The organism is Buchnera aphidicola (Melaphis rhois), assembly GCF_005080745.1.
Taxonomy (GTDB): domain Bacteria; phylum Pseudomonadota; class Gammaproteobacteria; order Enterobacterales; family Enterobacteriaceae; genus Buchnera_B; species Buchnera_B aphidicola_AT.
The window spans coordinates 284,634-305,056 of sequence record NZ_CP033004.1 but is presented as its reverse complement, the minus strand read 5'-3'; the positions used below and the strand labels follow the sequence as shown (position 1 = coordinate 305,056).

At 24.0% G+C, this 20,423-nt stretch carries 17 protein-coding genes and 1 pseudogene; 10 read left to right on the top strand and 8 right to left on the bottom strand.

Translation table 11 applies throughout. From position 1 onward, the window contains the following. A pseudogene (locus tag D9V73_RS02920) lies at positions 1 to 190 on the bottom strand (bifunctional tRNA (adenosine(37)-C2)-methyltransferase TrmG/ribosomal RNA large subunit methyltransferase RlmN); the annotation flags it as partial. Positions 191 to 438: 248 nt separating this feature from the next. Between D9V73_RS02920 and D9V73_RS01335 the strand changes: the two are divergent. Then, positions 439 to 1,239 (top strand): inositol monophosphatase family protein, encoded by an 801-nt coding sequence (locus D9V73_RS01335; RefSeq protein ID WP_158336490.1) that lies wholly within the window; start codon positions 439 to 441, stop codon positions 1,237 to 1,239. A 404-nt stretch (positions 1,240 to 1,643) separates the two neighbouring features. Here the strand turns inward: D9V73_RS01335 and sohB are convergent, their stop codons facing one another. Next, positions 1,644 to 2,681: a protease SohB gene (sohB, locus tag D9V73_RS01330; RefSeq protein WP_158336489.1), complete on the bottom strand. Its 1,038-nt coding sequence runs from the start codon at positions 2,679 to 2,681 to the stop codon at positions 1,644 to 1,646. Positions 2,682 to 3,163: 482 nt separating this feature from the next. Continuing rightward, positions 3,164 to 4,093, bottom strand: a complete 930-nt coding sequence (locus tag D9V73_RS01325) for a DMT family transporter (protein WP_158336488.1) — start codon at positions 4,091 to 4,093, stop codon at positions 3,164 to 3,166. Between the two features lie 296 nt (positions 4,094 to 4,389). Here D9V73_RS01325 and trpD point away from each other — a divergent pair, with 296 nt between their 5' ends. The 8 genes from trpD to cls all read left to right on the top strand — a co-directional run bounded on the left by trpD (position 4,390) and on the right by cls (position 12,435). Next, a complete protein-coding gene (trpD, locus tag D9V73_RS01320) occupies positions 4,390 to 5,385 on the top strand; it encodes an anthranilate phosphoribosyltransferase (protein ID WP_158336487.1) in 996 nt (331 codons plus the stop codon). A gap of 11 nt (positions 5,386 to 5,396) precedes the next feature. Then, positions 5,397 to 6,779, top strand: coding sequence for a bifunctional indole-3-glycerol-phosphate synthase TrpC/phosphoribosylanthranilate isomerase TrpF (trpCF, locus tag D9V73_RS01315; RefSeq protein WP_158336774.1), 1,383 nt, complete (start codon positions 5,397 to 5,399; stop codon positions 6,777 to 6,779). A 23-nt stretch (positions 6,780 to 6,802) separates the two neighbouring features. Beyond that, on the top strand, positions 6,803 to 7,981 hold the full coding sequence (gene trpB, locus D9V73_RS01310) for a tryptophan synthase subunit beta (protein WP_158336486.1): 1,179 nt from the start codon (positions 6,803 to 6,805) through the stop codon (positions 7,979 to 7,981). Between the two features lie 12 nt (positions 7,982 to 7,993). Next, entirely contained in the window at positions 7,994 to 8,806 is an 813-nt protein-coding gene (gene trpA, locus D9V73_RS01305; RefSeq protein WP_158336485.1) for a tryptophan synthase subunit alpha, read from the top strand. A gap of 103 nt (positions 8,807 to 8,909) precedes the next feature. Further along, the gene (locus D9V73_RS01300) at positions 8,910 to 9,698 is read left to right on the top strand and encodes a YciC family protein (protein ID WP_158336484.1); all 789 of its coding nucleotides are present in this window, start codon (positions 8,910 to 8,912) and stop codon (positions 9,696 to 9,698) included. Between the two features lie 22 nt (positions 9,699 to 9,720). After that, a complete protein-coding gene (gene ispZ, locus D9V73_RS01295) occupies positions 9,721 to 10,254 on the top strand; it encodes a septation protein IspZ (protein WP_158336483.1) in 534 nt (177 codons plus the stop codon). Positions 10,255 to 10,282: 28 nt separating this feature from the next. Beyond that, complete coding sequence (gene yciA / locus D9V73_RS01290) at positions 10,283 to 10,690, top strand: acyl-CoA thioester hydrolase YciA (protein WP_158336482.1); 408 nt, start codon at positions 10,283 to 10,285, stop codon at positions 10,688 to 10,690. 284 nt (positions 10,691 to 10,974) lie between these two features. Next, a complete protein-coding gene (gene cls / locus D9V73_RS01285; protein WP_158336481.1) occupies positions 10,975 to 12,435 on the top strand; it encodes a cardiolipin synthase in 1,461 nt (486 codons plus the stop codon). A gap of 1,558 nt (positions 12,436 to 13,993) precedes the next feature. Here cls and ribA read toward each other — a convergent pair. Beyond that, positions 13,994 to 14,593: a GTP cyclohydrolase II gene (gene ribA / locus D9V73_RS01280; RefSeq protein WP_158336480.1), complete on the bottom strand. Its 600-nt coding sequence runs from the start codon at positions 14,591 to 14,593 to the stop codon at positions 13,994 to 13,996. 615 nt (positions 14,594 to 15,208) lie between these two features. Here ribA and pyrF point away from each other — a divergent pair. Continuing rightward, a complete protein-coding gene (pyrF, locus tag D9V73_RS01275) occupies positions 15,209 to 15,904 on the top strand; it encodes an orotidine-5'-phosphate decarboxylase (protein ID WP_158336479.1) in 696 nt (231 codons plus the stop codon). A gap of 44 nt (positions 15,905 to 15,948) precedes the next feature. Here the strand turns inward: pyrF and lipA are convergent, their stop codons facing one another. The 4 genes from lipA to D9V73_RS01255 form a co-directional block, all read right to left on the bottom strand. Continuing rightward, positions 15,949 to 16,902, bottom strand: coding sequence for a lipoyl synthase (lipA, locus tag D9V73_RS01270; RefSeq protein ID WP_158336478.1), 954 nt, complete (start codon positions 16,900 to 16,902; stop codon positions 15,949 to 15,951). 65 nt (positions 16,903 to 16,967) lie between these two features. After that, positions 16,968 to 17,576, bottom strand: coding sequence for a lipoyl(octanoyl) transferase LipB (lipB, locus tag D9V73_RS01265; protein WP_261979195.1), 609 nt, complete (start codon positions 17,574 to 17,576; stop codon positions 16,968 to 16,970). Positions 17,577 to 17,657: 81 nt separating this feature from the next. Next, complete coding sequence (locus D9V73_RS01260) at positions 17,658 to 18,311, bottom strand: YchE family NAAT transporter (RefSeq protein ID WP_158336476.1); 654 nt, start codon at positions 18,309 to 18,311, stop codon at positions 17,658 to 17,660. A gap of 228 nt (positions 18,312 to 18,539) precedes the next feature. Then, on the bottom strand, positions 18,540 to 20,423 hold a 1,884-nt coding region (locus D9V73_RS01255), incomplete at its 5' end, for an exoribonuclease II (protein WP_158336773.1).

Sequence of the window (20,423 nt, the reverse complement as noted above, 5' to 3'; positions counted from 1 at the left end):
TTTTTAAATTCATACTAATATTTGACATTTTTTCGAAATCATTACAATAATATTTATATATCCATTGCATAACTTGTACTGCACAATATTCTTTTTCACCTATTGATTTAAAGAAATCACGCATTTTTTTTAAATTAAAATTTAATAAATTAGTTTTAAAATTATCTGATTTACTTACAACATCCTTCATTTGATTAATCCTAGTTAATATTATTTAAATTATATTTAGAAAACATAATATAGTATTAAATATAGTTTATATTTAATATTTTAAATATTTAAATAATTATAAATATAAATGTATTATTAATATATATTTCAAATTAAATATTAATATAATTACTTTTATAACTAATTAATATATTTGTATTTGTAATATAAACAGACAAAACTATAATTTCATTATATAATTAATTTTTATTTAATATAAGGAAAGTTATGCATCCTATTCTCAATATTGCCATTCGCGTTGCTAGAAAAGGTGGAAATATACTCATTCAAAACTATGATAATCAGAAAATAAACAATGATAAACAGATAAAAAAACAAGATTTAATCGTAAAAATGGTAGAAATATCGGAAAAATTAATGATCAATATTATTCAAAAATCTTATCCAAAACATATCATTATTACGAAAAATAGCAAAAATGTGGCATTTAATATGTCTGAAATAGTATGGTTAATTAATGCATTAGATGGAATAAGCAATTTTGAAAGAAATTTACCACATTTTTGTGTTTCTATTGCTGTAATAATTCGCAATATTACTGAAATATCTGTAATATATGATCCTCTTAGAAACGAGTTATTTACATCTGTTAAAGGTCAAGGAGCTCAATTGAATGGATATAGAATGAGATGTAACGAAATTAGTTCATTAAGAAATAGCTTAATTGGAATAATTTTTTCGTATTCAAAATGTAATAAAAGTAATGATATAATGAAAGTTTTTGATTCATTTTTAATAGAAAATATAAAATTGAGATCTACAGGATGTACAAATCTCGATTATAGCTATATTGCTATCGGAAGATTAGATTTCTTATTTAATTTTAACATAAAACCTTTTAAGATTACATCAGGTATATTACAAGTAAAAGAAGCTGGAGGATTAATAAGTGACGTCTATGGAGGTAATAATTACTTTGCATTAGGATCAATATTAGCAGGAAATCCGAAATTAATGCGAATAGTTCTTACCAAAATCAGAAAATACGTTAATTCTAATGACACATAAATACATTTAATAGCTTTTAATTAATAAACTACTATATAAATTTTAACAAATTTAAAATCACATATAACTAAATTAATTTATTTAAGAATTGTCGTAATTGAAATTATTAATTAATTAATTAATATAAAAACATATTTTTTACATTTTTAAAATAATATCTATTAATATAGTTAAGATTTTAAAATTAACAAAATTATAGTTATTATTCTATAATTAAAAATTTAATATTCATATTATATAAAAATAAATATTTATTTTTTAATTTTAAATGATATATTGTCTTGTTAACTTTAAACAAAAATAATTTATATAGTATATTTTATATAATTTAAAAAAAATATCTTGTACATGTATAATATAACGGAATCATAAAAAAATGAATTAAACTCGTTATGTCAATAACGTTATACATTTAATATGTTAAAAACTCTATTTTTTATATTGTGTTTTAATTTAAACATAAAAGAATCTAAAAATTTTTTTTGGTTAATATAACTAATTTTTAATACAGAAAAATCTCTTATTTTAGATAAGATGAAATCATCACTTGTATTCAGACTATCTATTAATCCTTTTTCTAAGGCTATTGAACCAAACCAATATTCTCCATTAGAAACTTCATCAATATTTATCGATGAACGCATGCTGCAAACAAATTTTTTAAATAAAGAATGAGTAGCGCGTAATTCGGAACAAAATTTTTCACGAGATTCTGATGTATTTTTTCCAAACATAGTTAATGTTCTTTTGTATTGTCCAGCTGTATGTAACTCCATATCAATATTATTTTTTTTCAACAATTTATAGAAATTAGGTATTTGTGCTATAACACCAATAGAGCCAATAATAGAAAATGGAGCACCAATTATATGATTAGCAATGCAAGCCATCATATATCCACCACTAGCTGCAATTTTATCAACAGAAACAGTTAGATATATATTTTTTTTTCTTAATCTTTGTAATTGAGCAGAAGCTAATCCATACCCATGCATTGTTCCTCCTCCACTTTCTAAACGTAGAAGTACTTCATCATTTTTTCTATAAACTAAAAGAATAGCAGATATTTCTTCACGTAACGATGCTACTGCAGTTGCATTAATATCTCCTTTGAAGTCTATCACATATAATATAGGTTTTTTGTTATTAAGGATATGATTGCTATTTTTTTTAATTAATTTTATATCTTGTTTTAATTTATCTTTTTTAATTTTTTCATTACGTTTATACCACATTTTTTGTTCATATTTTGATAATGATGACATAATAATTTGATGTTTCATGGATATATAATGATCATTTAATGATATAATATCTAATTTTTTTTTCTGTTTATTTTTTTTTTGTTTTATGTTTAGCACTATAAAAATAGCAAATGCAACTAGAAATAATAAAGTAAATATTTTTAAAAGAAATAATATATAATCAGAAATAGAACTCATAATAATTCCTTGCGAGCATTTATTTAATAAAATTTTAAAATAATTGTAAAAACAATTTACCATTATCTATATTAGTTATTGATTTATGTTTTGTTAAAATAAAAATTTATTTTTTTATAATTGCCAATGATTTAATAATTGAAATTATTATATATTTAAGAAATAAACTGTTAGATGTCACAAATATATCACTAAAAATGTATTTTTGTATAAAATTAAATTTTATATTCTATGCAAATATAGAATGTGTACTTCATTTTCAATTAATATTAATAAAATTATTATGCTTTTAAAATATTATTAAAATATATTTAATACATTATATATAAATTTTTTATTTTAAGTGCAATTGGATACTAATTATATGTATTAAAATAGTATAAGTCATTATAAATAATTAACTTTTTACCAGCATATGTATTGGTATAATGATTTATATAATATGTATAGAGACATAACAGATTTTATAGTATATGTGCAATTCATAACAATATTCTAAATTTTTTTACTAATTGTTGTATAAAATTTTTTAATTTAAAATAGTCAAATGGAATTAACGTTAAAAATATGCTACTCATTGAAAACATTATGAGTTGAAATTGTTCTGATGTAATAGAATATCCATAAATTACTTTTTCTAAAATTAAAGTTATCAATGGAAATATAAAAAAAACAATAGAGGCATAAAAAGAACTTACCTTTTTTTGTAAATAAAAATAAGATAATATTCCAAATACTCCCGAAAAATAACTTAAATAAAGAATAGCTATAATAGAAGTTTTAGAAAAATTATTAAATATAGGACGTTCTACTATGTTAGAAATGAATAATAATAATGTTCCAGAAAATAAAGAAGGGAGAGCATTAAAAGTTAAAATGGATATATTAGAATATTTTTCTTTAGAATGCAAATATACCATAGCATGACTAATCATGGCTAATATTAATGCTATTATCCCTTTAATAATGTTTTTATTACCTAATTGGATTTCTTTAAATAAAATTATTAATAAAGCGGATATTGCTAATGTTAATCCTATATATTGAATAATATTCAATGGTTTATTAAAGATAAGAAAAGAAAGTAATAATATTATAATCGGCATATTAGAAAATATGACAGATGCAATAATTGAATTAACGTAAGTACCACCATATAACATTAATGAAAAAGGTATAGAAAAATAAAATATACATATAACTAACTGAAATATTTTTTTTCCAGATGGAAATAATAAAGAAGTATTAGTGTAGTAACAAATACATATCAATAATGGTGATGCTAATAAAAATCTCATTCCAGTTATGAATAAAGGGGGAATAGTATCCGCAGCAATTTTTATAGCCATAAAAGTAGTCCCCCATGTTATAGATACTACTAAAAACAGTAATATTATTGTCATTTTTTGCATCGTGATTTTCCTAATATATTAGTATAACCTTGATATATTTTAATTAAAGATGTATTTGGATACATAAAATATTAATTTAAATCGTTAAATATTCTTTTAACATTAAATATAATTAAAAATATTAATAAATTATATATAAATTCTTGTTATTAAATAACAGCTAGATTAATTTAATTATGATTATATTTAATATATAATTTATAATACACACAGATATTTTGATTTTTATTAATTAGTTTTGGTAAATTCATCAAAATTAGTTAAATATATACGTTGTTTACTCTATAAGATGCAAAATGAATAACATATTGAATAGGATTTATAATGGTTACAATTTGACGGAAATAGAATCATATAATTTGTTTCAGTACATAATGTCAGGTAAAATTAATAATGTACAATTATCTGCTATTTTAATAGCTTTAAAAATTAAGGGTGAATCTGAACAAGAGATAATGGGAGCTATGCAAGCTTGTTTAGAACAAGCTCAGCCATTTCCTAAACAAAATTATATGTTTTCTGATATTGTAGGAACTGGTGGAGATTTGAGTAACAGTATAAATATATCTACTGCTAGTGCATTAGTTGGGGCAACATGTGGTTTAAAAATCATAAAACATTGTAATTCTAGTATATCTGGTAAATCTGGATCATATGATCTTTTGAAAGAATTTGATATTAATATTAATATCTCACAAAAAAAATCTCAAGAAATGTTAAATAAATTAAATGTTTGTTTTTTATTTGCACCACAATACCATGCTAGTTTTAAACATGTTTCGTTAGTTCGAAAAATTTTGAAAACTAGAACATTGTTTAACATATTAGGTCCATTATTAAACCCATCTAACCCCCCTTTATCTGTTATAGGTGTTTATAGTACTAAATTAATGATTCCTATTGCACATATACTTAAAAAATTAAATCGTCATCGTTCAATAATAGTATATAGTAATAATATAGACGAAGTAACGCTACATAGCCCTACTAATATTACTGAATTAAAAAATTCTAAAATTACTTCATATACATTATATCCTGAAAGTTTCGGAGTACATTTCCATGATAAAAATACTATTTTAGGAGGTACACCTAAAGAAAATTATGAAATAGTTAAGAAAGTATTTCAAGGAAAAGGTCCTATTTCAATTACAGAAACTATAGCAGCTAATACAGCTATATTACTTCAATTATTTGGTAATGAAGATCTAAAAAAAAATACACAATATGCTTTAAAAATAATTTATAGTGGAAAAGTTTACCAAAAAATTATTGAATTATCTAAGTTCTAAAGAGGAATATGATTTTGGAAAGTATATTAAAAAAAATGATAAAAGATAAATTAAAGTGGCTTGTGCATAGAAAAAAAATACAGCCATTATCTACTTTTCAATACAAACTGACATTATCAAATCGTGATTTTTATAAATCATTAAAAAAAATTCACCCATCTTTAATATTAGAATTTAAAAAATCATCACCTTCACTAGGAATATTAAATAATTTTAAACCAGAATTTGTAGCAAATATATATAAAAAATATGCTTCAGTTATATCAGTATTAACTGATGAAAAATATTTTGGGGGGAAATTCGAATTTATTCCTATAATTAGAAATATTGCTGTTAATCAACCAATTTTATGTAAAGATTTTTTTATTGATCCATATCAAATTTATTTAGCAAGATATTATAAAGCTGACGCAATACTACTTATGTTATCTATTTTAAATGATTCTCAATACATTTTTCTTGAAGAAATAGCAACATCTTTAAATATGGGTGTTTTAACTGAAATAAATAATCGAGAAGAGTTAAACAGAGCTATAATTTTAAATGCACGAGTTATCGGAATTAATAATCGTAATTTGCATAATCTTTCTCTTTCAATAAGTAATACACATAAGTTAGCACCAAGTATACCAAAAAATATAACCGTTATCAGTGAATCTGGTATTAAAAATTATCATCAATTAAGAGAGTTAACGTCGATTGTACAAGGATTTTTAATTGGATCTGTTTTAATGACTAAAAAAGATTTAGACAATACTGTTCGTAAAATAATAATGGGAAACAACAAAATATGCGGATTAACTAGATTTGAAGACGTTCAAGTATCACAACGTGCTGGAGCAATTTACGCGGGTTTTATTTTTTGTAAATTTTCGCCACGATATATTGATTATAAAAAAGCCATTCAAATTAGCACCTCCATTAATATGAAATATATTGGAGTATTTTGTAATGAAAAAATTGAAATCATTATCCATATAACTAATAAAATTCCATTTTATGCTATTCAATTACATGGGAACGAAAATCAGTTGTATATTAATACTTTAAGAGAAAAATTACCATTTAATATAAAAATATGGAAAGCTGTCTCACTAATAAGTAAAAACAAATATCAAGAACACATTTATAAAAACATAGATAAATACATTTTTGACAATATCAATGGAGGCAGTGGTGTACCATTTAATTGGTCTTTATTAAAAAATTATGCATTAATTAATGTTATATTAGCTGGTGGTTTAAGTATACATAACTGTATTTTAGCTTCTAATCTAGGTTGTTTCGGGCTTGATTTTAACTCTGGATTAGAAGTCACTCCTGGCATAAAAGATAAAAATAAAATAATGTCACTTTTCCGTTCTCTAAGAGAACATAAAATAATAACTCATTAAAATACATATTAGGAATTTTTTTCATGACTTTATTAAATTCATATTTTGGCGATTTTGGTGGTATGTATGTCCCACAAATTTTAATGCCTGCATTATATCAATTAGAAGAAGAATTTATTTTTTCATTAAAAAGTTCTAAATTTAAAATAGAGTTATCTAATCTTTTAGAAAACTATGCTGGTAGACCTACACCATTAACATTATGTCGTAATTTAACGAAGGGAACAAAAACGAAGATTTATCTCAAACGAGAAGATTTATTGCACGGAGGGGCACACAAAACTAATCAAGTATTAGGTCAAGCGTTATTGGCAAAAAAAATGAAAAAAAAGGAAATTATTGCTGAAACAGGAGCAGGTCAACATGGAGTAGCAGCTGCTTTTTCTTGTGCTTTATTAAATCTTAAATGTCGTATTTATATGGGATTAAAAGATATAAATAGGCAACAACAAAACGTCTTTCGAATGAAATTAATGGGAGCTGAAGTTATACCAGTAAAAACGGGTAGTGGTACTTTGAAAGATGCATGTAACGAAGCTTTACGTGATTGGTCAGAAAATTATATTAACGCACATTATATGCTTGGCACTGCTGCTGGACCTCATCCATATCCAACTATCGTGAAAGAATTTCAAAGTATCATTGGAAAAGAAACAAAAAGACAAATTGTTCGAGAGGAAAATTGTTTACCTAATGCTGTAATTGCATGTGTAGGTGGGGGATCCAATGCTATTGGAATATTTTCTTCATTTATTTCAGATAATTCCGTTAGTCTTATTGGTGTAGAACCAGGTGGAAAAGGAATTCATACTAACAAACATGGTGCTCCTTTAACACATGGAGAAACAGGTATTTTTTTTGGTATGAAAACAAAGATCATGCAGACTGAAGAAGGTCAGATTAAAGAATCATGGTCTATTTCAGCCGGTCTAGATTTCCCAGCAGTAGGACCTGAACATGCTTGGCTGTATAGTACTAAGCGTGCACAATATGTATCAATTACTGATCACGAAGCGGTAAATGCTTTTAGATGTTTAAGCAAATCAGAGGGAATAATTCCGGCATTAGAATCTTCTCATGCACTAGCTTATGCATTAAAATTAATGAACAATCATCCTCAGAAAAATCAAATATTAATTGTAAATATTTCCGGAAGAGGTGATAAAGATATCGAAACAGTTAAAAATTTTCTAAAAATGTAGAGTATGTTAATAATGAATCGTTATCAAAAATTATGCAAAAAATTAATTCCGTTTAAAAAAGGTTGTTTTATTCCTTTTGTTGTTCTCGGCGATCCATCTATTGATATGTCATTAAAAATAATTAATGCTTTAATTGAAAATGGTGCAGATGGGTTAGAATTAGGAATTCCATTTTCAGATCCTATAGCAGATGGTGAAATAATACAAAAAGCCAATTTAAGAGCTTTTAATTCTAAAATAAACCTTCATAAATGTTTTGACATATTATCTGAAATACGGGAAAAACATCAGACTATTCCAATAGGATTATTATTATATTCAAATTTAATATTTAAGTTTGGAATAAACAAATTTTACTTAAAATGTTACAAAATTGGTATTGATTCGATATTAATAGCAGATTTGCCAATTGAAGAATCATATGTTTTTAGAAAATATGCTATAATTAATAATATATTGCCAGTATTTATATGCCCCCCTGATGCTAAAAAGAACGTAATCAAAAACATTGCTATACATAGTCAAGGGTATATTTATCTATTATCTAGATCTGGGGTAACTGGAATAAATCAAGAAATAATGATACCACCCTTGAGTTTGATTAATAAACTAAAAAAACTAACTAAAACACCTTTGATACAAGGGTTTGGGGTTTCTTATCCTTATCAAATACAAAAAATAATATTATCAGGAATATCTGGTGTTATTTGTGGATCAATTATTGCTAAATTAATTGAAAACTATTTTCAAGATGATGACAAACTTATAAAAGAAATAATATTTTTATCGAAATCTTTTAAAAAAGCAACAATAATTATCGAATAGTATTAGCTATTATAATAAATATAATCTTGTCATACATTATCAAGATATAATATCTTGACATAATTAAGTTTGTTAATGAAAAATTATGTGAAAATGTTATGTCTTGATACTAACAATACAAGGTCAAGGAAAACTCATGTATATAACAACACATTTATTATGCCGTGATACTATCAAATTTTTGAAAGTAAAATGGTTGACGATATTTGTCATAGCGCTTTTTTCTTCTAGTATAACTATCATGATAGACAATATTTTCGTTTCAAATTCAAATATTTTAACATTTTTTTATGAATCAAAAATGAACCAATATTATTCTCTATTCGATTTTGTAAAAGCATTAACACCTTATCAACAAAAGAGATTATTATTATTTTCAATTATGAAATTATTTTCATCATTAATTGGAAGTACTGTTTTAATAGGAATTTTAACAATTTTCATAAAGACTATTGCTTTTAAAAAAAATAGTTTCTTATTAGAACTTAAAAAAAATAATGTATTTTTATTTTTAAATTTATTCCTATTAATATTTATTATTACAATCATTATTCAACTAGGATTAATGCTATTAATAATTCCAGGAATGATGTTTTGTATACTTCTTTCCTTATCGCCTATTATATTAATGACAAATAATACAACTATAATTCAATCTATCATTTCTAGTACACAAATCACTTTATACAATTTTAAAATTATCACTCCTGCTATTATTTTATGGTTATTGTCAAAGTTAGTTATTCTCATATTGCTATCAAATATAAAAATAATTTCTGGATGCATACTATCGTTATTATTAAATACAATGACTAATATAATTTCTTCTATACTAATTATATATTTATTTCGTTTTTATATGCTATCAACTTCATTGTCACATTCTAATTAAATATAGTATTGGATTTTATTTTATGAAACAGTTGCTTAATTTTGTTCCAATTTTTTCTTTTTTTATTGTATACAAATTTTATAACATTTTTCTTGCATCCACTATACTAATGATTTTAACCATATCAGTATGTATATTATTCAAAGTAGTTTTTAATAATATTGACAAAATGGACTACATTAATTGTATTTGCGTATTATTTTTCGGATCTCTAACGTTATTGTTCCATAACAGTAATTACATTAAGTGGAAAGTGACAATAATATACCTGTTTCTTTTTCTTTCATTTTTAATTAATCATTTATTAATTAAGAAACCATTAATTCAACAATTGCTAGGAAAACAAATAAGATTAACTGATTCTTCTTGGAATATACTTAATATTATTTGGTCTATTTTTTTCTTAATATGTGCCATTATTAACTTATATGTTATGTTTTATTTTTCAGAAAGCATGTGGGTGTTATTTAAAGTATTTGGATTAACTTTTTTAACATTGTTTTTTATATTCATCAATATAATTTATATATACTATTTAACTTCTAGAAATAAATAGTTAATAACTTTAATCAGAGAAATTATTTATGAATCAAAAATGCCAATCACCAAAAGGAAAAATAGTTTTACGTACTTTAGCAATGCCAGCAGATACTAATGCTAATGGAGATATTTTTGGAGGATGGATTATGTCTCAAATGGATATGGGCGGGGCGATTTTAGCAAAAGAAATTGCAGGAGGAAGAGTAGTAACAGTGAGTGTAAACGGAATGACATTTTTAAAATCAGTTACCGTTGGTGACGTAGTAAGTTGCTATGCACATTGTATTAAAACAGGAAATAGTTCAATTACTATAAAGATCGAAGTATGGATAAAAAAAGTAGCTTCCGAGCCATTAGGATTACGATACTGTACTACAGAAGCAATTTTTGTTTATGTTGCTGTAGATAAGTTAGGAAAACCTAGAAATTTATTACCATTAAGCATTATTTAATTTATTTTGATTATTAATTTTCAAGTTATAAAAGTATAATAATTATACAAAACGAGTTTTAATATTTAAAAAAATTTTTAAAATATGAACACATGTTTTTTAAATAACACAATTAAATTTTATTTAATATGTTATTAATTGCAATAATTATTTTAAAGTCGACATATAAAACATTATTTTTATAGCATCATTTTTATTCAAAACATACTATATAATAGTAAAAACTAGTGAAATTTATTTCTTTACTACTTAACATTAAAAAATATTAACTGGATAATTATTAAATGGCTAACTTTTCTTCTATAGTTACTGGGTTAACTATTTTTGGATATTGGTTATTAATTATTAGCATAACAATTCGTATACTCTCCAAACGTCGTGCAATATCGTCAGCCATGGCATGGCTGTTAGTTATTTATATATTACCTATAATTGGAATCATAGTTTGGTTGTTTTTTGAAGAATTTTATCTTGGAAAAAGAAGATTAAAGTTGGCTAGCACTATGTGGTCAAAAAGAAATAAATGGCTGAATAATTTAAAATCCCGTAATTTTATTTTTGAAAATAATAATAGTGAAGTAGCAACTTCAGTATTTCAACTATGTAAGCATAGACAAGGAATATCAGGAATCAAATATAATAAATTAAAATTGTTAAAAAATACGAAAGAAATAATTAAAACTTTGATTCAAGATATTTATCTAGCAAGAAATAATATCGAAATTGTTTTTTATATTTGGAAACCTGGTGGTCTAGCTGATGATGTAGCAATAGCTTTGATAAGGTCAGCTAGAAGGGGAATAAAATGTAGAATTATGTTAGATTCAGCTGGAAGTTTAGAATTTTTCCGAAGTAAATGGGTTACTATGATGCGCAATTCTGGAATACAAATAGTTGAAGCATTAAAAATAAATTTATACCAATTATTTTTAAGAAGAGTTGATTTAAGACAACATCGAAAATTTATTCTTATAGACAACTATATTACATATACAGGTAGTATGAATTTAGTAGATCCCCGTTTGTTTAAAAAATCTTCAAAAGTTGGACAATGGATTGACTTAATGATTAGAATAGAAGGTCCAGTTGCTATCACAATGGGGATAGTATATTCTTGTGATTGGGAAATAGAAACAGGAAAAAAAATTTTTCCTAAACAACCAAAATATAAAATTGTTGCTCTACCTAAAAATAATACTTCTGCAATACAAATTATTGCTTCTGGTCCAGGATTTACTGAAAACATAATTCATCAAGTATTATTGACGTCTATTTATTCAGCACGAAAAAAAATAATAATAACTACTCCTTATTTAATACCTAGTGATGATTTATTATATGCAATATGTGCAGCTGCGCAAAGAGGAGTTCAAGTTAGCTTAATAATTCCAAAAAGTAATGATTCCATATTGGTTAAATGGGCAAGTCGAGTATATTTTAGTGAACTTTTAGAATCAGGTGTAAAAATTTATCAATTTGAAAAAGGATTACTACATAGTAAAAGTATCTTAATAGATATGCAATTAAGTTTGATCGGTACTGCAAACTTGGACATGAGAAGTTTATGGTTAAACTTTGAAATTACATTAGTAGTAGATGATAGTAATTTTGGAAGAGATCTGTTTTTACTGCAAAATGAATATATTTCACATTCTAAATTAATAGATCCAAAGTTATGGGCTATTAGATCTTATTGGAGAAAAGTAATAGAAAAATTGTTCTATTTACTTAGTCCTTTACTTTAAAATTGTTTTAAGTATTTTTAATTGTAGTTTATTTTATTTTTCATTGTAAAGTTCTATACAAACAACAAAGTAAATATTTTATATACTGAACTATAGTACCTATGGAGAGATAAAATCATTATTTAAAAATAATACTGATATCTCAAATAAATTATATTTGATAAATAAAATTTATACGCTCTTATGAAAATTAAAAATCAATACGTGAACCTTTATAACAACACATCATATATTACATTATATAAATATAAAATTCATTTGTATAAATGTTCGAAATAAATATATAATAAGTTAAAATATAATCTCTAAAATATAAATAAAATATTTAAATTTAATAATATATTTTAAATAATTGAAACTACCTTTCTATAAAATTAAAAATTAAGACTCCTTTCTCTAAATTTCTTATTATTGCATAAAGTTACTATATAACATATTTTAATATTACAATAATGAATAACATACTAAAAAATTTTTAAATAATATTCGAATTTTTGAGCTTAAAAGAAAAATATTTTTTAAAAACTTTTAAAAATGTTAAAAAATTTAACGTAATAATTAACAAAATAAAATGTAAAAACAAATCAGAAAAAATTAAATAAAAGATAAACACGTTAAAACAATGTAAAATACCAATTGTAAATAGTTTCGATTCTAATAAGTTACTAAAACTATACACTCTCAAATAGATTAGTAGTCGAAAAAAGAGAACTATTAGACCTAACAAATACAAATACATAAATTAAGATAGAAGTTTCAAAACATAAACTGAACAGCATCGTAATCTAAAATGATTAAAACACTATTTCTATTAATAAGAATATTTATAAAATTCTTATTATAAAGATTTTAAATATATAAGATTTCATTTATTCATATAATACGCAAATTATATAATTTATTATAATAAATTTAATTAAAATGTATACTATACTTAAAAAAAGAATTTAATTAAAGATACAACTATTAAATTAGTAAACTATCGAACTTGATTTTATACAATATTCTATTATGTGTTTATTTAACTTATAATATTAAATTAATATTTTACCATTTAGAACATATTACAAATACGTATAGTTTTGTATTCTATTAATATCGTTTTTAAAGAAAAATTATTAAATTAGATAATTTTTATAATATAAGAATAATATTTTTTATAATTTAAATATATTACATAATATATTACGAATATTTAAAATTATAACTTAATATAACTTATCTAAATCATAATAATTATGTAAATATATTAAATTATTAAATTAAATTTTCTTAAATATTAAAAAATTATTATTTTTTAACTATTTTTTAAAATATTAATTATTATGTAGGCATGCAATAAATTAAAATAGACATAAAATGCCTACATATAATAGTAATAATTATTTATTATGAACAATATGCTTTAATTTATTTCAGAAACCGGGAAACTAAAAAATATTACTTAGTTAAATAATACAATTAAAAATATCTTTTAAAATAATAATATAAAATTAACATTAGATGTTATATAATATTATTATAATAAATTTTATTAATTTAATTTAAAACCTAAATATTATTTATTTTCGATAGGTAAAATATGACCCATTTTTTCTGCTTTAGTGTTTAAATATTTAGAATTATTAAAATTTCTTCCTACAACTAATGATATTCTTTCTATTATTTTTATGCCGTTTTTATTTAATATTTTTACTTTTAGTGGATTATTAGTTAATAATCGTATTTTTGTAATGTTTAATAATTTAAATATATCAGCGCAAAAAGTAAAATCTCGTTCGTCTTCAGAAAATCCTAAATAATGGTTTGCTTCAACTGTATCTAAACCAATATCTTGTAAAGCATAAGCTCGAATTTTGTTTGATAAACCGATATTTCTTCCTTCTTGTCGATGATATATAAGAACTCCACTACCAGCTTTTACGATGGTCATTAATGCTGACTGTAATTGAAATCCACAATCACAACGTAAACTAAACAATGCATCGCCAGAAAGACATTCAGAATGAATTCTTGACAAAACTGGATTATGGTGTGTAATATCTCCATAAATTAGAGCTACATGGTTTTTTCCTCCATTTTTTTCTTCAAATACAACCATTAAAAATTCGCCAAATAGAGTGGGTAATTTAGCTTCCGCTATCCTTTTAAGCTGCATATACTCTCCATTATTGTTTATTAAAATTTTATATGTAGTAAATTGTTTACTCTTAAAATATATACGATAATCTTGTTAATATATAATTATTACTGATAATAATTTAAATTGATAACAACATTATTTACATATCATAAATATATTTAAAATCATATAAATAAAATTCTTTCATATGTTGTTTCTAGTAAATATATAACTTGTTCAAGATCAATAAAATGTAAAATAGTTTCACATTATTCTTATAGATTCAGTATCTATGAATTTTCACTGAGTATAATTAAGTCATTATTGCTATTGTTTTTTTAGTCAATATACTTATATGAAATATATTTAAAGCTATTTCGTATTTTATTCAACGATTAAAATTAAAGAATCTAATAAATATAAATTTTTTATTTATTTCAAATAATTACTATTTAAAATAGTAATCGTATTTATGATGTCATATTTTTGATCGAAAATCATTAAATGTTTTTTAAAACTAAAAATTAGACATTATAATATTAAGTACAACAACTTAACAGACCAAAACACAGTTCTAATACGAAAGCGATATTAGACATTTACGCAAATACCGATATAATAATATATATCTTTAGTATACGATGACAAAATATGACTTTATTAAATTCTTTTAAAAGTCCTACAATAATTATTGCTTTAGATTTTTATGATAAAACACAAGCTATGAATTTAATAAATAATCTTGATCCTAAAATATATGCATTAAAAATAGGAAAAATAATGTTTACCTTATTTGGACATGAATTTATACGGACATTACACAAAATGAAATTTAATGTTTTTTTAGATTTAAAATTTCATGATATTCCTAATACAGTATTTGGGGCAGTAAAAGCTGCAGCTGATTTGGGTGTATGGATGATAAGTGTTCATATTTGTGGTGGCTTAAAAATGCTACAATCAGCTAAATTAGCTTTAGAACCTTTTCAAAAAAAACCATTGCTAATGGGAGTAACAATATTAACTAGTCTTAATGAGAAAGACATACGTACTATAGGAATCAATATGTCAACTGAAAGTTACGTTTTGATGTTATCAAAATTAGCAAAAAAGTGTAGTTTAGATGGTATCATTTGCCCAGGTCAAACAGTTTTAACTATAAAAAAAGAATTAGGAGATGCTTTAAAAATCTTAACTCCTGGAATTCGATTTCAAAAAGGTTCTTTTGACGACCAAAAAAATGTCATTACTCCTAAACTAGCAAAAAAATATAATATTGATTACATCGTACTTGGAAGAAGTATTACATCATTAAAAGATCCATTAATAAAGTTACGAAACGTTTAATTAATATCACATACTTATAGAAATTGCAGATTGCTAAAAATAAATCATAATTTGTTATATTGAAATTCTGCATGATATGATGAACGAACGAATGGACCGCAAAAAGCTTTTTTAAAACCAATTGATAATGCTTCTTTTTCTAATTGATAAAATTCTAATGGACTGATATATCTTTGTACTGGAAGATGTGAAGGACTAGGTTGTAAGTATTGACCTAAAGTTAATATACTTACACCACTATTAAATAAATCTCGCATAACCTGTATTACTTCCATTTGTTTTTCGCCTAATCCTAGCATTAATCCTGATTTGGTTGGAACATTTGGATTAGTAATCTTAAATAGTTCTAACAGTTGTAATGATTGTTTATAATTTGCACCAGGTCTTACTAATTTGTACAATCTTGGTACATTTTCTAAGTTGTGATTAAATACATCTGGAGGAGATATACTAATAGTTTTAATCGCATAATCAATCATACCTTTAAAATCAGGTACTAAAATTTCAATTATGATTGTTTTCTTTTTCCGAATAGCTTGAATACATTTTAAAAAATGCTTGACTCCTCTATCTTTTAAATCATCTCGAACGACAGAAGTAATAACAATATAATTAATATTTAAATCCATTGTAGCTTGCACTAATTTTTGAGGTTCATCTAAATCAACCAAAGATGGTTTACCGTAATTTACTGCGCAAAAAGGACATCGTCTAGTACAAATAGAACCGAGAATCATAAATGTAGCAGTTCCTTTATTAAAACATTCAGATAAATTAGGACATAATGCTTGTTCACAAACAGTATTCAACTTGTTTTTTTTTAAAGTATTTTTAGTATAGCCGATTTTACTAGTATCATATGGAAATTTAATTTTTATCCAACTAGGTTTTTTCAAAATATTATTGTTAAAATTAGACAAAACTTTTATTGATATTTCCTTATTATATAGTTTTTTAATATTTAAATTACTTAACATTTTTGATTTTTTTTTATACATGTATTTATAATCCTTATTAATTTTATAATACATTACGAATTTTTTAATAGCTATAAATATAACAATTATAAAAAATATTTCTTAATATTGTTCATTAATGCTAGTTGAACAGTTCTAAAATTTAAATTAGGTTTTACATCAACTATTTGAGTCATTTTAATATTATTACCGCAAGGATTAATATAACTAAAAGGAGATAAATCCATGTCAATGTTTAACGACATACCATATAATGAACATCCTTTTTTAATACGTAATCCAAAAGAACAAATTTTTTTATCATTAACATATATTCCAGGAAACTGTTCCAATATATATGAATGAATAGAAAAACATTTTAAAGTAGACATTACTACATTTTGCATCAACAACATGAGCGTTTTAATATTTATGTTACGACGTATTAAATCCAACAAAAAATATGTTACTATTTGTCCTGGTCCATGATACGTAGTTTTTCCTCCTCTATTAATAAATATAATTGGAATACGCTTAGGAATAAACCAATTGTATTCTTTTTCACTAACTCCGTAAGTAAATACAGGATAATGTTGTACTAACCATATTTCATCTAACGTATATTTATTTCGCATTACAGTAAAATCTTTCATGCTATTAGATATCATTTCAATTTTACGTAATCCTAAATTACGAATTTTAACATTGAGTTTCACAATTATTTAATAACCCTTTAATATAACTTAAAATATAATGTTATATGTAATTAATTACAACGTAATACCATTAATATAAAATTAGATATAATTGAGAAAGATAGATTTTAATCCTACTATAATAAATTCAACACCTATAGCCATTAATAATAAACCCATAATTCTAGTCATAATATTAATTCCACTTTCTCCTATAACATTTACAATTATAGGTGCTATTCTAAATAAACACCAACATAAACACGAAAATAGAATTATCGTAATGGTACATCCTAATATATTCATCCAGCTAGAATAATGCGTACTCCAAATAATGGTAGAACTTATTGCTCCTGGTCCTGCTATTAAAGGCATAGCTAATGGAACAACAGCGATACTACTAGTTGTTAAATTATTTTTAGAATCAATATTATCTTTATTATTTTTTATATTTGCTATTAATTTTCCATTAACCATAGAAAATGCGATAGAAATAATTAATATTCCTCCAGAAATACGAAAAGAATTTAAAGAAATATTAAACAAATCTAAAATGATGTTTCCAAAAAGTAATGCGAAAAATAAAATAAAAATTACTGCCACATTTGCAGTAAAATTCGTTTTATTTCTTTCTTTTATAGATTGAGCATTAGTCATACTAGTAAAAATAGGAATCATACCGATAGGATTAACTAAAGCAAATAAGCTGAAAAAAAAACTTATATAAGCGGATAAATCAAAAACGGAAATATTCATATTTCACTCCGAAATTATCTTAGAATAAATAAAAATTATAATACCATATCAAAACATTTAAATATATTGCATGATTTCCTATTAAAATTAAAAATATAATGTTAAATTATTTCAATAAATTTAACTATAATATTAACTTTAAATCTTCTATATATATAAATTATACTGCCCTAATTCAACACATTTTGGGCAATATTTAGTTAAATTTATAACAGTATAATTATCCTATCAAATAGGTTTACCTATAATACTTCTCGTTTCTATTTTAATGTCTATTAATATGACTTTGATAATGTTAGAAATAACATAATGTTTTTTACCCATAATATATACAATACCTTTTTCTTTATTGCACACTAACTCATTTCTAATATTATGCAAAAAAGGAGCCGGTATAAAAACATTAGCTCCATTCTCTAACAATTTTACTTTCATACCAGCACGAAATATATCAGTAATTTTAGCATTAAAAATTTTTTTTCTATAATCCATTTCTTTTAAAAACGAAGTATATAACCAATCTTCTACATCTCTTTCTGCTATCCTTATACGACGACGACGATCATTAATTGTTAATAAAGCATCATTACTAGGAGCAATAGCTTCACCTTTTCCTGTAATAATTATTTTTATCAAACGATGATTAATGATGTCACCGTATTTTCTAATAGGAGATGTCCATGTAGCATAAACTGGAAATCCTAAAGCAAAATGAGGACCTGGTTTATTATTAATTTCTCCAAAAGACAAAAGTTTTTGAATACGATTATCAAGATACTCATTAGAGATATTATCCAATTCACGTCTTAATTTACAAAATCCTGACAACGTTTGAATTTCGTTTGCATTGAATGCAATGTTATATTTAGATAGCAATGAAATAGCGTATTCAGCATTAGTAGGATCGAATCCAGAATGTATATTGTATACTCCAAATCCAAATTTATCTGATAGTAATTTTGCTGCACATACATTAGCTGCTATCATTGCTTCTTCAATAATTTTATGAGCTATTCGTTTAGGTTCAATATATATTCCTAATATTTTGAATTCGCTAGATAATTTAAATACATATTCTGGACGATCTTTAAATAATAATGCATACTTTTCTCTCCATTTAGTTCTTAAATTACATAACTCATTTAACAATAACAGCTGGTTAGCTATTAAGTTAGATTCTGGAAACCATGTTCCTTTATTTTCTAACCAATCTGATACAGAATCATATGATAATTGAGATTTAGACGTTATCCATGTTAAAGAAAAGTTGGTTTTATCATATAATATTTTTCCATCATAATTAAATAACATTTTACAGGCAATAGCAGGACGACGTTGGTTCATTTTCAAAGAACACTTATCTTCAGATAAAATTCGTGGAAGCATAGGAATATTTAAACCAGGTAGATAATTAGTAAAACCCCTTTTTGACGCAATATTGTCTATTTTACTTCCTGGATAAATGTAAGAAGTAGGATCAGAAATGGCAACGATTAAGCTAAACATTCCAGATGATTTTTTTTTTATGAACAGAGCATCATCAATATCTTTTGTAGAGCAATGATCAATAGTAATGAATTCTAAGTCAGTAAGATCTGTTCTTGAAAAGTTATCATAAAAATTGATATCATCTATTTTTAATTTTGGTTCTGATGTTTCTAGCTGATGACGTGATAAAGTAACTAACCATGGTACTAAAGGACTGTCTTGATTAATAATAAACTTTATTAATTCAGCAGAAAACCTATAATCTCCTTTTAATTTATGTTGTATTAATATAGCTATAGCCCAATCTCCTGTTTTAACATTTTTTGGTAAAGTGCATGATACAGTACAAACAATTGCTTCTCTCAAAAATGGATAATCTGGTTTTATATAAAAAGTTTCTTTAAACTTTTGAATACGGCCTACAAATCTAGATAAAAATGGTTCCACTAATACTTCTGGACAGACAACCTCTCGATCGTTTTCTATTTTTAATTTTGCTATAATACGATCACCATGCATGATCTTTTTCATTTCTTTTGGTGGTATAAAATAGCTCGTCTGAGAATCGATTTCTAAAAATCCAAATCCTTTATCTGTACTTTTTACTATCCCTTCAATACGCGG